Source organism: Gibbsiella quercinecans, from assembly GCF_002291425.1.
Taxonomy (GTDB): domain Bacteria; phylum Pseudomonadota; class Gammaproteobacteria; order Enterobacterales; family Enterobacteriaceae; genus Gibbsiella; species Gibbsiella quercinecans.
On the sequence record NZ_CP014136.1, the window covers coordinates 3149104 to 3164495 of the forward strand.

Annotated in this window: 13 protein-coding genes and 1 pseudogene; 5 read left to right on the top strand and 9 right to left on the bottom strand. The window is 52.7% G+C overall.

What is annotated here, in order from left to right:
• Window positions 1-3 precede the first annotated feature (3 nt).
• From ACN28Q_RS14605 to ACN28Q_RS14620, 4 genes are all read left to right on the top strand, one after another.
• Window positions 4-462, top strand: coding sequence for a toxin-activating lysine-acyltransferase (locus ACN28Q_RS14605; protein ID WP_095847003.1), 459 nt, complete (start codon window positions 4-6; stop codon window positions 460-462).
• A gap of 134 nt (window positions 463-596) precedes the next feature.
• Window positions 597-1871 carry an HlyD family secretion protein gene (locus ACN28Q_RS14610; protein ID WP_230469578.1) on the top strand — a complete coding sequence of 425 codons (1275 nt, stop codon included), beginning with the start codon at window positions 597-599 and terminating at the stop codon, window positions 1869-1871.
• Window positions 1864-3960 (top strand): peptidase domain-containing ABC transporter, encoded by a 2097-nt coding sequence (locus tag ACN28Q_RS14615; protein ID WP_095847005.1) that lies wholly within the window; start codon window positions 1864-1866, stop codon window positions 3958-3960. Before ACN28Q_RS14610 ends, ACN28Q_RS14615 begins: the two co-directional genes overlap by 8 nt.
• A 259-nt stretch (window positions 3961-4219) precedes the next feature.
• The gene (locus ACN28Q_RS14620; protein WP_131928977.1) at window positions 4220-4531 is read left to right on the top strand and encodes a hypothetical protein; all 312 of its coding nucleotides are present in this window, start codon (window positions 4220-4222) and stop codon (window positions 4529-4531) included.
• A 228-nt stretch (window positions 4532-4759) separates the two neighbouring features.
• Here ACN28Q_RS14620 and ACN28Q_RS14625 read toward each other — a convergent pair.
• Window positions 4760-4987: pseudogene (locus tag ACN28Q_RS14625) on the bottom strand (IS3 family transposase); the annotation flags it as partial.
• Window positions 4988-5318: 331 nt separating this feature from the next.
• Here ACN28Q_RS14625 and ACN28Q_RS14630 point away from each other — a divergent pair.
• Complete coding sequence (locus tag ACN28Q_RS14630; protein ID WP_095847006.1) at window positions 5319-6101, top strand: DsbA family protein; 783 nt, start codon at window positions 5319-5321, stop codon at window positions 6099-6101.
• Window positions 6102-6210: 109 nt separating this feature from the next.
• On the opposite strand, the gene ACN28Q_RS14635 is transcribed toward ACN28Q_RS14630, so the two are convergent.
• The 8 genes from ACN28Q_RS14635 to ACN28Q_RS14670 all read right to left on the bottom strand — a co-directional run bounded on the left by ACN28Q_RS14635 (window position 6211) and on the right by ACN28Q_RS14670 (window position 15168).
• The gene (locus ACN28Q_RS14635) at window positions 6211-7896 is read right to left on the bottom strand and encodes an NAD-dependent malic enzyme (RefSeq protein ID WP_095847007.1); all 1686 of its coding nucleotides are present in this window, start codon (window positions 7894-7896) and stop codon (window positions 6211-6213) included.
• 303 nt (window positions 7897-8199) lie between these two features.
• The gene (locus ACN28Q_RS14640; protein WP_095847008.1) at window positions 8200-9147 is read right to left on the bottom strand and encodes an AEC family transporter; all 948 of its coding nucleotides are present in this window, start codon (window positions 9145-9147) and stop codon (window positions 8200-8202) included.
• Between the two features lie 485 nt (window positions 9148-9632).
• Window positions 9633-10463, bottom strand: a complete 831-nt coding sequence (locus tag ACN28Q_RS14645) for a phosphodiesterase (RefSeq protein WP_095847009.1) — start codon at window positions 10461-10463, stop codon at window positions 9633-9635.
• Between the two features lie 11 nt (window positions 10464-10474).
• The gene (locus tag ACN28Q_RS14650; protein ID WP_095847010.1) at window positions 10475-11458 is read right to left on the bottom strand and encodes an ABC transporter ATP-binding protein; all 984 of its coding nucleotides are present in this window, start codon (window positions 11456-11458) and stop codon (window positions 10475-10477) included.
• Window positions 11455-12264: an ABC transporter permease gene (locus ACN28Q_RS14655; protein WP_095847011.1), complete on the bottom strand. Its 810-nt coding sequence runs from the start codon at window positions 12262-12264 to the stop codon at window positions 11455-11457. The genes ACN28Q_RS14650 and ACN28Q_RS14655 overlap by 4 nt, the downstream gene beginning before the upstream one ends.
• Window positions 12261-13139 (bottom strand): ABC transporter permease, encoded by an 879-nt coding sequence (locus ACN28Q_RS14660; RefSeq protein ID WP_095847012.1) that lies wholly within the window; start codon window positions 13137-13139, stop codon window positions 12261-12263. The genes ACN28Q_RS14655 and ACN28Q_RS14660 overlap by 4 nt, the downstream gene beginning before the upstream one ends.
• Window positions 13139-14143, bottom strand: a complete 1005-nt coding sequence (locus tag ACN28Q_RS14665; protein WP_095847013.1) for an ABC transporter substrate-binding protein — start codon at window positions 14141-14143, stop codon at window positions 13139-13141. Before ACN28Q_RS14665 ends, ACN28Q_RS14660 begins: the two co-directional genes overlap by 1 nt.
• Window positions 14140-15168, bottom strand: a complete 1029-nt coding sequence (locus tag ACN28Q_RS14670) for a LacI family DNA-binding transcriptional regulator (RefSeq protein WP_095847014.1) — start codon at window positions 15166-15168, stop codon at window positions 14140-14142. The genes ACN28Q_RS14665 and ACN28Q_RS14670 overlap by 4 nt, the downstream gene beginning before the upstream one ends.
• Between the last annotated feature and the right edge of the window lie 224 nt (window positions 15169-15392).

Genomic DNA, 15392 nt, shown 5'->3' on the forward strand with positions numbered 1-15392 from the left:
TATATGACGATGTATATCAGGGAAACAACCGGCAACCAGCACGATTATACGGTATATGAACAAATCGGTTTTGCGGTAAGTTGTATGCTTAATAATCGTAATTACAGTCTTTACCCAATGCTGAGCATCCAGTTCTGGACTGAGTACGCAATTCAGCACAGACAAATAAAATTCCTTTTTGATACACGCGGACAACCACTGGCTTATGTTACCTGGGCATATCTGGGAACTGATACTGAAGAAAGATTACTGCACGATCCGGAGTTCAGACTTCATCCTTCCGAATGGAATGAAGGAGGAAAAACTTGGATCCTAGATTTCTGTTGTAAGCCAGGTTTTGGACGAAAGGCCATTGAACGTTTTATCCAGATTATCCCATGGGGAGAAGGAGATATATACTGGCTAAACAGGAGGAAAAAGGTTATTAGATACCGGCCAGTTCAAAGGAAAAATGTTCTATAAAATAAAGGACAAATTGTAAATTTTTGGTGAAGAACTACTGGCGGAAAAGCGTTAAGCTTCTATCCATTACAGATGATACTAGTCCAGTTATTCATGCAGGTATTACTGAAGTCCAGTAATTGAGGGAGTATATTTTGTTCCGTAAGGAAGCTTTAGAAAACAGAAAAATGAAATGGCGGGGGTGTGCTATTTTACTTCCTGGAACTCCGCTTTGGATAATAATGCTTGGAAGCATTATTTTCATCGCAGCTTTTCTGACTTTTGTTATCTCAGGATCATATAGCCGACGCGTAAAAGTTAGTGGCGAAGTTACGACATTACCGCGAGCAGTAAATATCTATTCCGGTGTGCAGGGATTTGTGGTGAGACAGTTTGTACATGAGGGACAGACTATTAAAAAGGGCGAACCGATTTACCAGATTGACGTGAGTAAAAGTACACGAAGTGGAGTGGTCAGCGATAACCACCGCAGAGATATAGAGAACCAACTGACTCGAGTAGACAACATCATTTATCGACTAAAAGAAAGCAAAAAAGTCACTTTGGATACGCTGGAAAAACAACGGTCGCAATACAATGAAGCCTTTCGCCGTTCAACAGATATTATACGACGCGCAGAGGAAGGGATAAGAATAATGAAGAAGAACATGGAGAATTACAAGGAGTATCAGTTAAATGGACTGATTAACAAGGACCAATTAACAAACCAGATAGCATTGTATTATCAGCAACAAAATAATCTACTCAGTCTGAGTGGGCAACACGATCAGAATGCTCTACAGATTACCAGCCTGGAGAGCCAGATTCAGACTCAGGCCGCAGATTTTGATAATCGTATCTATCAGATGGAACTTCAGCGTTATGAATTACAGAAAGAGCTGGTTGATACTGATGTTAACGGGGAGATAATAATTCGTGCGTTATCTGACGGAAAAATAGATTCTCTTAGCGTCACCATGGGCCAAATGGTCAATGCCGGTGACAGTCTACTCCAGGTTCTCCCTGAAAATATCGAGAATTATTATCTCATACTTTGGGTACCTAATGATGCTGTCCCTTATATTTCTCTGGGTAATAAGGTAAATATTCGTTATGAAGCCTTTCCAGCGGAGAAATTTGGACAGTTCTCTGCAATTGTGACAACCGTATCCAGAACGCCAGCATCAACGCAGGAAATGCTCACCTACAAAGGAGCACCTGTTAATACGCAGGGAACTTCTGTTCCATGGTATAAAGTTATAGTTAAACCAGAAAAACAGGTAATTTCCTATGACGGGAAATCTCTTCATCTAGAAAATGGCATGAAAGCAGAAGGTACGTTATTCCTCGAGAAAAGACGGATTTACCAGTGGATGCTTTCTCCTTTCTATGACATGAAACACAGCGCCACAGGACCTGTAGATGAGTAATATTAATTTCAGACGAATCATCGACCAGCTTGATATACAATGGCGTTACCGGACTCCGGTTATCCATCAGACTGAAACATCTGAGTGTGGACTTGCCTGTCTGGCAATGATATGTGGAAATTTTGGTAAGAATATCGATCTGATAACTCTTCGCCGTCAGTTTAATCTATCTTCACGTGGATCTAACCTAGCGGGGATCAACGATATAGCGGAAAATTTGGGGATGGTTACAAGGGCACTTTCACTGGAACTGGATGAACTTGCTGCGCTCAAAACTCCCTGTATTCTCCACTGGGATTTCAGTCATTTCGTCGTGCTGGTCAAAGTTAAACGTAACCGTTTTGTGTTGCATGACCCTGCCAGAGGAAGAATAATTATTGGTCTGGAGGAAATGGCCAGATGTTTTACCGGGGTTGCCCTTGAGATCTGGCCCGGTAGTGAATTTTCGGCAAAAGCTGAGCAGAATCGTATAAGTCTCCGTTCCCTTATTAATAGTATATACGGTATAAAAAGTACACTGACAAAAATCTTTTGCCTGTCGGTTATTATTGAAGCCATTAACCTCGTGATGCCTGTAGGTACACAATTGGTCATGGATCATGCCATTCCTGCGGGTGATAGGGGACTTCTGACACTCATTGCTGCTGGTCTGATGTTCTTTATTCTTCTCAAGGCAGCAACGGGTATGCTACGCGCGTGGTCTTCACTGGTCATGAGTACACTCATCAATGTGCAGTGGCAGTCAGGTCTGTTTAACCATTTGCTTAGACTACCTCTGGGATATTTTGAACGTCGGAAATTAGGTGATATCCAATCGCGTTTTGGTTCTCTCGATACCCTCAGGGCCACTTTCACAACCAGTGTGGTAGGAGCCATCATGGACAGTATTATGGTGGTTGGTGTTTTTGTGATGATGCTTCTTTACGGAGGTTATCTTACCTGGGTTGTTCTTGGATTTACTGCATTTTATGTGTTGATTCGTCTGATAACCTTCGGTTACTACCGACAGGTCTCTGAGGAGACACTTGTAAGGGGAGCAAGAGCGAGTTCTTATTTCATGGAAACTTTGTACGGTATTGCCACAGTTAAAATTCAGGGAATGGCTGAACGGCGAGGTACACACTGGCTTAACCTGAAAATTGATGCTATCAATTCAGGAATTAAATTAACAAAAATGGATTTACTATTTGGTGGCATAAATACTTTCGTTGCTGCTTGTGATCAAGTAGCCATTTTATGGCTGGGAACAAGCCTTGTTATCGACAATCAGATGACAATCGGGATGTTTGTAGCGTTTGGTTCTTTTCGAGGGCAGTTTTCTGACAGGGTTGCATCACTGATTAGTTTTATTTTACAACTAAGAATGATGAGTTTGCATAACGAACGTATTGCTGATATAGCATTACAAGAAAAAGAACAAAAAAAAACCGATCTCAAGATTTCTTCGGATATGCGTCCGGTGTCTTTGGAAACAAGTGAATTAAGCTTTCGATATGATAGTCAGTCAGACCCGGTATTTAGTGGTTTGTGTCTGTCGGTTGACTCGGGAGAAAGTGTCGCCATAACCGGTGCTTCCGGCTCGGGGAAAACCACTTTAATTAAAGTATTATGTGGTTTATTTGAACCTGAATCCGGGAAAGTATTAGTGAATGGTACAGATATCCGACAACTGGGGATTAATAATTATCACAGCATGATTGCCTGTGTGATGCAGGATGACAGGCTCTTTTCCGGTACTATCAGGGAAAATATTTGTGGGTTCGCTGAAGATATAAATGAATACTGGATGATAGAGTGTGCAAGAGCCAGTTATATCCATGATGTGATAATGAAAATGCCAATGGGCTATGAAACACTGGTAGGAGAGTTAGGCGAAGGAGTTTCTGGAGGACAAAAGCAACGTATTTTTATTGCACGGGCCCTATATCGAAAACCAGGGATATTATTTATGGATGAAGCTACAAGCTCTCTCGATACAGAAAGTGAACGCTATATAAATGTAGCTATTAAAAGGCTAAATATAACCAGAGTTATTATCGCCCATAGAGAAACGACACTCAGAACAGTTAACAGGATTATTAATATATGATTCTTTAAAAACAGTTAAACTATGAAGTTTACTTTATATGGATTAATGGACATGAAAACAACCTGTGCTTTATTAACATTTTTCTTTAATAAATCAAGTTTAATCTATTTCTTATTGTCCTGTTTACTCGCGGTACAGGGCGATTTGGATGGTCATACAACTGAGGTCTTATTGATAAGCTGTTTTTTTGGATTGATTCAAATGCTAATCAACTTCAAAAAAATAACCAAACCCAAGCAATCATAAAAAAGGAGTATATATGAGAGAGCTATCTATGTTAGACATAACATTGGCAAAAGGTGGATATGATCGAGGTGAAACAATTGCCGGGGCTGTAGGCGCTGCTGTCGGTGCAGAAATAGGAGGGCCTGTAGGAGGAGTTATTGTTACGATAGTAGGAGCTGAACTCTATAACAGCATTAACGAAGGTTGGACGATGGCGCCAGGGGTTTCACAAGGTGTAGGCTCTTATAACCCAAATTATAATGGCTCATTAGTTAGCCCTGGATATTCATCATCATGGGGTGGTTCGTGGGGAGGAGCGACTTCAAGTGCTGGTGGTGGTAGCTAAGTAAAATTGAAAATATAAAAATTTTATTTAGATAAATAGTATATTATGTCAGAACGCTCCATATCAGAGCGTTCTGTCTTTATGAATAAATGAAGACGGCCGCTTGGTGTCTACTATCGTGGATATAAAGAAATAACCTTAGCTATTCTCCATAACAGGTAGATTACTTTCAATACTGATTCAAACTGACTGAAGCGAAGAGTATCGATGTGAATCGCCACGGATAATCTAGACACTTCCGAGCCGTTGATAATATTGATGTTCATATTCCGTCGGTGACATCTGATCACTCGAGCCATACCGATGTTTACTATTATAAAATATTTCGACGTAATCAAAAATATCGCTGCGGGCTTCTTCCCGCGTTCCGTAGATCTTCTTCTTTATCCGCTCACACGTCAGTAGGTGGAAAAAACTTTCTGCTATCGTGTTGTCGTGACAGTTACCGCAATGACTCTGAGGTGTCTGTTAAACCCGTGGCGATGCAGTCTGTTTAAAATTACAGGTACTTACTATCAATAGTGGAATCTGGTTCGCAACGGTAGCTTGCACAGTTTTCCACCATGATTGGCTGTTATAACCAGCCATTGAATTTGGCCGTGAATCTATATGGCGCTGCGATATGTCCCTTTCCAACTCTCCCATTCACAGTTAGACACAACCTCAACAACAGAAGATACAGATTCCTTAAACGGAAATGATTAATCTGGCTGTATCGGATGTGAACACCGGCGCGAGCCAAACGTGGCGCATACAACAAATACATTAACCCTACAGGAATGACGCAATGAATTTTAAAACCCGCCTGGCGGTTGCCGTTACCACTTCACTGTTGTTGAGCGGCCTGGTGCAGGCCGCCGATGCGTCGCCCACGTTTACCCCAGAGCAACAGGCGCAAATCGGTAAAATTGCAGCTGATTATTTGGTGGCGCATCCAGAGGTGCTGGTGCAGGCGAGCCAAACGCTCCAGGCGCAGCAGGAAGATCGCCAGCAACAAACGCTGGTGGCGAACGTGTTGAAAAACCAACAGGCGCTGCTGAACGATAAAGACACGCCCACATACGGCCCGGCTAACGCTAGCGTCGCCGTTATCGAGTTTTTCGATTACCAGTGCATCTACTGCAGCAAGCTGGCGCCAGAGCTGGAAAAAGTCATGAAGGCCAGCCCGAATGTGCGTTTCATCTTTAAAGAATGGCCGATTTTCGCCGGCCGTTGGGAGAACTCCGGTAAGGCGGCTCTGCGTGGGTTAGCGATCTGGAAAGAGAAAGGCGCGCGGGCCTATATGGCCTACCATAATGGCATTTATCACACCCAGCACAATGAAGGTGCGCTGACCGAAGAAGACATCGCGGCGGCAAGTAACGCTGCGGGCTACAAGCCAACGCAGGATGCGGACTATAACGGCGTGCTGGCCAAGAACAATGCATTGGCCCAGCAACTGGGGTTAACCGGGACCCCTGGGTTGATTGTGATGCCGGTGAAGAATGCCACGGCGGAGAACATCAGCGTACTGCCGGGCGCAGTGCCGGCGGAAGATTTGTTGCAAGCGATTCAGAAGGCCGCACATTAAGCAGTTGCTCTGGCGGCGTTTGGCTTGATTAACCAAGATGCCGTAGAGCACCTTGGTTTTCGCTGAGAACGGAGTGGCAATGGCCACCCGAAGGGTTACCGTAGGGTTGTCAGAAAGACGCGCGTTTGTAAGGCGCGTACCGGGCTTGCCAGAACATATCTTCAATTGCGGTGCGCAAGGCGTCTTCGCTCATCGTCGGCGCCACGTCATCCTGCTGTGCGGCACGGCCCACCGCAAAGGCAATGGCTCGCGAGAGGGTTTCGATTTCCGCCACCGGCGGCAATAGCCCGCCTTGCTCGGTCAGCACCAGCGGTGAATGTGCCGCCAGCGCGTGGCTGGCCGCCATCAGCATGCCTTCGGTCACCCGCCGCGCTTTGGCCGCCAAAATCCCTAAGCCCAGGCCAGGGAAGACATAGGCGTTGTTACACTGGGCGATATCGTACAGTTCATCCTGATAGAACACCGGCGCGAAGGGGCTGCCGGTAGCGATCAGGGCCGCACCCTGCGTCCAGGCGATCAGATCCTGCGGCGCCGCTTCCGCACGCGAAGTGGGGTTCGACAGCGGCATAATGATCGGCCGCGGGCAGTGCCGGTGCATCTCTTTCACAATCTCTTCGCTGAACAGCCCTGGCTGGCCCGATACGCCCACCAGCACCGTCGGGTGCACATGGCGCACCACATCCATCAGTGAAATGCTGCTTGGATCGGTGTCCCAACCCTTAACGCTTTCGCGCGGCGTTACCAGCCGCTGCTGGAAGTCCAGCAGGTTCGGCATGTCGTCGGTCAGCAGGCCGAAGCGGTCAATCATAAAGATCTGGCTACGCGCCTGTTGTTCGTCGGCACCATCTTCCACCATGCAGGCGATAATCTTCTCGGCGATGCCGCAGCCGGCTGAACCGCTGCCCAGGAACACCACCCGTTGGTCGCGTAAACGCGTGCCGGCGGCATGGCTGGCGGCCAGCAGTGTGCCCACCGCCACCGCCGCCGTTCCCTGGATATCATCGTTGAAGCAGCAGAGCTGATCCCGGTAGCGGTTAAGCAGACGCGTGGCGTTTTTCTGGGCGAAATCCTCGAACTGGAGCAAGACATTCGGCCAGCGTTCCTTCACCGCGCTGACGAACGAATCGATAAACTCCAGGTATTGATCGTCGGTGATGCGTGGGTGGCGCCAGCCCATGTAGAGCGGATCATCCAGCCGCTGCGCGTTATTGGTGCCCACGTCCAGCATGATCGGCAGCGTGGTCGCCGAGTTGATGCCGCCGCAGGCGGTGTAGAGCGCCAGTTTGCCGATCGGGATCCCCATACCGCCGATGCCCTGATCGCCCAGACCCAGGATGCGCTCGCCGTCGGTGATGACGATCACGCGGATATCATGGCGGGAAAAGCTTTGCAGCATTTCATCGATATGGTGGCGATTTGGCCATGAGATAAATAAACCGCGCGGCCGGCGGTAAATATCGGAAAAATGTTCACAGGCTTCGCCGACCGTCGGTGTATAAATAATCGGCAGGATTTCGCTTAAATGCGCGCGCACCAGGTTATAAAATAGGGTTTCATTGGTATCCTGAATGTTACGCAAATATACATGTTTTGATATGTCGCGTTTGAAATGGCAGAACTGGGCCCAGGCGCGTTCGGTTTGCTCTTTTATTGTTTCTACCTGATCGGGCAATAAGCCGTTCAGGTTAAAGGCGGCGCGTTCTTCCTGTGTGAAGGCCAGCCCTTTATTCAATAATGGGTTTTCTAATAATATTGAGCCAGTATACGGTGTATAAATCGGTTCGGTCTTTAACATTTTTTGTCTTGCTCCTGTACGACGGATTTATCGCACGGTTCAAGGGCGATAGAAATATAACCATCGTCTGTCGCCGTGACATATACCCGTTATTTTTCCGGTTGCAGGTGCGCTGGCTTGGTTACCTGGCCCATCCCTGGGCCGTTCCCCTGCGGGGCCAGCGCAAACGCGATCCAAAACGCGGTGGGTGTTTTCTTCCTGCAACGCGAATTATTTTGGGTATAAAGCGATTTTGGTAATTTATTTTGGGCCTTAAGCCCGCCTGCTAATGAATAAACCTTTCACTACTTCTGTCTGATGAAGCTACGAAATTACATAGATCATGACTCCTTGCGTTAGCACGCCGATGGCGGTGCCCAATAATATTGACGATGAGGCCGACTCTACATAGGTATCGCTTCGCAGCGCGAACATACCGGCGGCAATGGCCGAAGGCGTGGCGCCGATAATCACCACCTGCTGCATAAAGGTGTGGCTAAGGCCAAACGCCAACCCGGCGAACGCCATCATGGCCGGCTGGATGAGGTTTTTCATGCCGATATTGGTGATGGTCTGGATGTTCAGCGTCGGGCGCTCGCCGTAGAACAGCAAACCCAATGCAAACAACGAGATACCACCGGCGGTTTTGCCCATCATCTCGATTGGCGAGCTCAACAGGTGCGGGAGCTTCAGCCCTGCCAGGCTCATCAGTACACCCAGGATAGGGATCCACACAATCGGGTTGCGCACGGCCTTGAACAGGTTCTGCATGATCATCCGGCCCAGCCCCAGCTCTGCCGATGCGCCGGAAGCGTTGCTATCGCCCATGCGCAACAGCACGATGGTCAGTGGGATCATCAGTACGCTGGTGATCAAATTGCCGATAAGCACCCCGAGAAAACCCTCCGGGCCAATCAGTACCGCCAACACCGGCGCGCCAAAATAGGCCATGTCCGGGAAGGCGCAAACCAGCGATTGAATGGCGCTGGTTTTAATATCGTGGCGAAAAATAAAGCGTGAAATGAATAATGTCAGCAGGTAAGAGCCCATCAGGCCGATCACCAATACTGCCATAAACGGTAAATTCTGTATTTTTTCCGGATCGGTATTTAATGCGCCGACAAATAAATGGAATGGCAGTGCGAACCGGATGACTACCGTGGCTAAAACGTTGGCATCTTCCCGCTTGCTGTAACCTAATTTACCGCTCAGCCATCCCAGTAACATAATAAATACAAGTGGGAATAACGATTGTAAAAGTAACGATTCCATAATATTTCCTGTGTTTGCATTTTTTAGTAGGGTGAGGTGTTTTAGTAAATTTGGTATTAATCTAAGTATTAGGGCGGAGAGAAGTAGTGATAAACATCACATGGCATTGGTTTAATTAATTACTTAATGCCTACTTTAATTAATATACGGGCAGTTTTTAGTATGGCGCAAAGGAGGTTAACGGTTGTTTTTCAGTGCATTGAATCGAGCTGACGATAGTTTTTTTATTGTGGCATATTCTTTTTTATCGCAAAAGTAAAAATATATTTCATGGTCACCCAGTTACTTACTCAGGTAAACGCCTGGGGATTAATGAGAGACATCCTGTCTCTCATCGAAGGCCGATTGTTGGCAGATCAAATTTATTCTTGGCGAATTTGTCACAGCAAAGCCGCATGATTCGGCCATTCGGGGCTTATGCTAGCGCTGTGCGAAAACGCGTTTGCGTTTTTGTCCTGCCGCTCGAATTCTTTTAGGGATAACCATCAATCAATCAACCCATTTTCATCATAGAACGGCCACGGGCCGGGGAACTGCCCGATTGGGCAATAGTGCGTCACCATGCCTTGCTGCGCGTCCCAGCGGTGCAGCAGCAGGCCGGGGGGCTCCAGCACAAAGTTCGCCGGGCCGTCCGGGGTAAAATCCGGCGCCACCTGGTGCGAAGTGCCCGGCGCGCTGCACACCACCGTGTTGCCTAATTGCGCCACCATAAAGCGGTGCACGTGGCCGCACAGCACCCGCATCACCTGCGGCGCGCCCGCCAGCACCTGCTCCAGCGCCGGCGCATCGCGCAGGCTCTGCCGGTCCATATGATCGATGCCGCTGATAAACGGGTGGTGGTGAAGCATCACAATCGCGGGCTTTTCCGGCTGGCTGGCCAGTTGGGTGGTAAGCCAGGCCAGGCGTTCTGCGCACAGTTCCCCCCAGGGTTTGCCCGGCACGGTGGAATCGAGCCCAATCAGCCGCACCGGGTAATCCTCCACCGCCCAGTGCAGGAATTCACCGCTGTGCGGCAGCCAGGGGCGATCGGCAAAGGCCTGGCGGAACGCCGGGCGCGCATCGTGGTTGCCGGGGATGGCAAACCAGGGGATGGCCAGCGTATCCAGCACGCTGCGCACTTCGGCATATTCTTCCGGCGTGCCGAAATCGGTTAAATCACCGGTGATCGCCACCGCATCGGGGCGCGGCGCCAGCGCGTTAAGGTGCGCCACGCAGGCCTGTAACGCACCCAGCGTATCCACTTTGCGATAGGAAAGGCGGCCGGCAGTTTTTACATGCAGATCGCTTATCTGGGCGAGAACAAAAGAAGTATTCAACGACGGGCTCCTTAGGGTTGGGCGTGAATCTGGAACAGGTTCGCGGCGTTGGCGTGCAGGCCCACCGGTTGGCCGGGCTGCCAGCTTTCGCGTGCCGGGCAGTCCACCTGCACCGGGCGGCCGTGGCCGGTGTCTACCAGCACCCGCTGGTTCTGGCCGAGAAAAGTGCTGTGCAGTATCCGCCCGGTCAGCAATGCCTGCTCGGCGTTGCCCAGGCGGATATCTTCCGGGCGGCAGTAATACTCGCCGCCAGCGATCGGCAGGCGGTTGATGGCCCCGACAAAGTCCGCGACAAAGGCGGTGGCGGGCTGATGGTAAATTTCGCGCGGCGTGCCGATTTGCTCGATACGCCCGTGGCGCATTACGGCGATCCTGTCGCCCAACGCCATGGCTTCCTGCTGATCGTGGGTGACATACACTGCGGTAATGCCAAGCCGTTCCAGCAACATGCCGATGTCTTCGCGCAGCTTCTCGCGCAGTTTGGCGTCCAGCGCCGCCAGCGGTTCATCAAACAGCAGCACTTTGGGGCGGGCCGCCAACGCCCGGGCCAGCGAAACGCGCTGTTTCTGCCCGCCGGAAAGCGCCTGGATCGGCCGTTCGGCCACATCGCCCAGATCCACCATCGCCAGCATCTCGGCCACCCGCGAGCGGATCTCCGCTTCCGGCAGCCGCATAATCCGCAGGCCATAGGCCACGTTGCCCGCCACGTTCAGGTTGGGGAACAGGGCATAGTTCTGGAACACCATGCCGACGTTGCGTTTTTCAATCGGCAGTGCGGTGACGTTGCGCTCGTCAAACCACACTTCGCCGCCGGCGTCGCTGTGCTCCAGGCCGCTGATAATGCGCAAGGTGGTGGTTTTGCCGCAGCCGGAAGGGCCGAGCAGCACCAGGGTTTCGCCGGGGTGGATAGTCAGATCCAGCGGATGAAGCGCGGTGTGATCGCGCCCGAAGGTGCGGGCGCAGCGGTGCAGGCGGATGCCGACAGGATGGCTCATGAGGATACCTCTTTCTTTTTCATCGGCTGGCTGCGCGGGCGGCCAAGAAAATGCAGCGCCACCAGCAGCGGGATAATCATCAGTAAAAACAGTGTCGTGTAGGCCGAGCCAATCTCCAGCCGCATCGAGGCGTAGCTATCGGCCAGCCCGACCGGCAGGGTTTTGGTCAGCGGGGTATGCAACATCCAGGTGATATTGAATTCACCGATCGACAAGGTGACCACCATAAACGCGCCGGCCACAATGCCGGAAAGGCAGTTGGGCACCACCACCGTGAAAAAACGGCGCAGGCTGCCCGCCCCCAGGCTGGCGGCGGCCTCTTCCATCTGTTGCAGACCCGCGGCCTTCATCACTGCCAGCACCGGGCGCACCATAAAGGGCAGGGTAAAGAGCACGTGGCCGATCAAAATAAACACCCAGCTTGCGCGCAGCGCCGGGATGCCGCCGTAAACCAACAACAGCCCGAGCGCGGTCGCCAGCCCCGGAATGGCGACCGGCAGCATCAGGCACTCCTCAATCCAGGCGGCGGTGCGCGAAGAACTTTTCAGCAGCCCCCAGGCGGCCGGTACCCCCAGCAACAGCGTGCACGCCAGGCACGCCAGCGCAATCAGCAGCGAAAGCCAGAAAGTGGGGGCATACAACGCCCATACTTCGGCAATCCAGCGCAGGGTCAGGCCGCTTTTGATGCCGATAAAGTAGTTTTCGGTAAAGCCCGCCATCACCGACATGCCGATCGGCACGATCAAAAACAGGCACACCAGCAGCGTGAAGGCGAACTGTAGGCTAAACAGCAGCGGGCGTTTCATAGCGGGGCCTCCAGAGTGGCGCCAGAGAGGCGGCGCGCCAGTAACAGGGCGGCCCAGGTCACCAGCCCCAGCAGCACCGAGAGTGCAGCGGCGGTGGCAAAGTTGGCGTAGTTGGTGAATTCACCGTAAATGCTTAACGGCAAGACGTTCAGATCGGTTCCTAGCGTAAAGGCGGTGCCAAAAGCCCCCATGCTGGTGGCAAAGCACAGCGCCAGGCTTGAAAGCAGCGCCGGCGCCAGGCCGGGCAGGATCACATCACGGACGATGCGCCCGTTGCCGGCGCCCAGTGAGCGGGCGGCTTCTTCCAGGCTGCGATCCAGCTTTTCGCAGGCGGCCATCAACGTCATGATCACGCGCGGGATGGAAAAATAGAGATAGCCGAGGAACAGCCCGCTCAGGCTGTAGGCGAAGCTCCAGCGCTCGCCTACCGTGGCGGCGCCCAACTGGGCAAACAGCCCCTGGCGCCCGCCGAGCATGATAATCAAAAAGCCGACCACCACGCCGGGGAAGGCGAGCGGAAAGGTGAGCAGTGCCAGCAGCAGCCCCTTGCCGGCGAAGCATTGGCGTGCCAGGAAACACGCCACCACGGTAGCGATCGCCACTGCGGCCAACGCGACGCTGGCCGAAAGCAGCAGGGTGATGCCAAGGCTTTGCAAATAGGTTGGATGGGTCAGCACCGTCCAGTAGGCGTTCAGCCCCGTGCTGTTATCCGGCGTGCTGCCCAGCACCACCAGGTAGCCGAAGGGGATCAGCCAAAAGGCGCAGAACACCGTGAGCACCGGCGCCAGGGCAAAGCCAACGGCGCGCGGCAGGCGCCGGGCCGGCCGCCCCCCGGTTTGGGGGCGCGGCGCAGCGTTTTGCCAGGTTGTCGCCATTACTTAACCTCGCTCAGGTAACGGGCGGAGAAGGCTTTTTGCACATCAGCCATGTGCTGGTAATTGACCGTGCGAGCGCGTGCGTAGTCGCTGTCCGGCAGGAACTGCGCCTTGGCGGTGGCAGACATCGCGCTTTCACGCACCGGCCGCAGCCAGGCGTTGGCCCAAATCGCTTGGCCGCGGTCCGAGAGCACGTAGTCGATCACTTTTTTCCCGTCGCTGCTGTGTGGGGCGTTTTTCACCAGGCTGATAACGTAAGGCACTTTGATGCTGCCCTCTTTGGGGATGACGAACGCCACGTTGGCGTGATCTTTATATTTGGCGCGGTAAGCGTTGAAATCATAATCCAGCAGAATCGGGATCTCGCCGGAGAGCACGCGGGCATAGGCGGTTTGCTTCGGCACAATCGGCTGGTTCTTGATCAGCTGTTTGAAGTAGTTGATGCCTGGCGTAAAGTCATCCAGCGTGCCGCCTTTCGCCAGGTTGGCGGCAACGGCGGCGGCGTAGCCGACGAACGCGCTGGCAGGATCCAGATAGCCGACCATGCCCTTGTATTCCGGTTTGAGCAGATCGTCCCAGGATTGCGGCACCGGCGCGCCGTTCAGGGCATCCACATTCACCATAAAGCCGATGGTGCCGGAATGCAGCGCCACCCATTTGCCCGCCGGATCTTTCATGTCTGCCGGTATCTCATCCCAGCCGGCGGGTTGATAGGGTGCCAGCACGTCCGATTTGGCCGCCTGGATGCCGAACGTCACGCCGAGGTAAACCACGTCGGCAACCGGACTGGCTTTTTCCGCCACCAACTGGGCCAGCGACTGGCCGGAGTTTTTATTATCCTGCGGCACCACAATGCCGGTGTCCCTGGCGATGGCTTTCAACTGGGTGCCCCAGTCTGCCCATTCCGGCGGGCAGTTGTAACAGATGGCGGTGGCCGCCTGGGTTTGCGCCGAGAGCAGTAGCGTGCCGCTCAGGCACAGCGCGGAGAAGATCGATTTTTTCATGATGTTTCCCTGGTAGTGGTACAACAGAAAATCTGCGCCGCGGCGGTGCTTTCGCCGTGGCGCAGCGCAATATCCAATGTTTGGGAGCACACGTCTTCGCCGGCGAGCAGCCCCAGCATGCTTTCCATCGCCACGGTGCCCAGTTCGCGCTGCGGCTGCACCACGGAGCACAGCGCCGGGCAGACCATCTCGCCCAGCGCGATGCCGTCAAAGCCCACCACGGAAAGCTGTTCCGGGATGCGGTAGCCAAGGCGTTGCAGGTTGCCGATGGCGCTCAAAGCCAGCAGATCGTTCGAGCAGAGCAGGGCGGTCAGCCCTTGCGGCGCACCGAGCCACGGGCGCAACGTGTCGATATCCACGCGGGTGTGGTGCGCCATTTCAATCAGCGGCAGCGGCGCCAACCCGGCATCCGCCATCGCCTGGCAGTAACCCTGGTAGCGCAGTTGGGCGCGGTCGGATTGTTGAACCGGCCCGGCGGCCATGCCGATGCGGGTGTGGCCGAGGGTGAGCAAATGGCGCGTTGCCTGGTGCATCGCCTGCTGGTTATCCACGCTAACGGTGACAAAGCGGCGGCCGGCGGCTGGGTTATGCACCAGCACCACCGGCAGGGCTTCCTGTTCCAACTTTTCCAGGCATTGGCTGGCCTGGGCGTTGGCGACGGTCAACACCAGCCCGTCAACCCGTTGGCGCAGCAGGTTTTCCAGCACGGCGGATTCGCGCGCCGGATCGTAATGGGTGGTCGCCACCATCAGCGAATAGCCGCCGGTGCGGGCAATGTTTTCCATCGCCTGCAGTTGTTCGCTAAATACCGGGTTGCTGAGAGTGGGCAGCATCACGCCGATAATGCGGGTGGACTGGGTGCGCAGTTGGCGCGCTACATAGTTGGGGCGGAAGCCCAGCGTCTTCGATGCGGCATACACTTTGTTGCGCGTGGCCTCGCGCACTTTTTCCGGTGTGGAGAAGGTGCGTGCGGCGGTGGCTCGTGATACGCCCGCCAGGCGGGCAACGCTCAGTAAATCGGTCATCCGTTGTCTCTTGTTCGCCAATGAGATCGATCTCATTGCGCATCAGCCTATGCGGCGCAGATGTCAGTTTTATGAAGCGGGGATGACGCAAATGTGTTCCATATAAACCAGCCGTCTTGCTTCATCCTCACTGCGCAGCAGATAATCAATGACAAAATTTGTTACAGTCTCTGCGGGGCACGATCGTCCGCCGTCGGTGGCGATCGGCGGGATCGGTACGATCA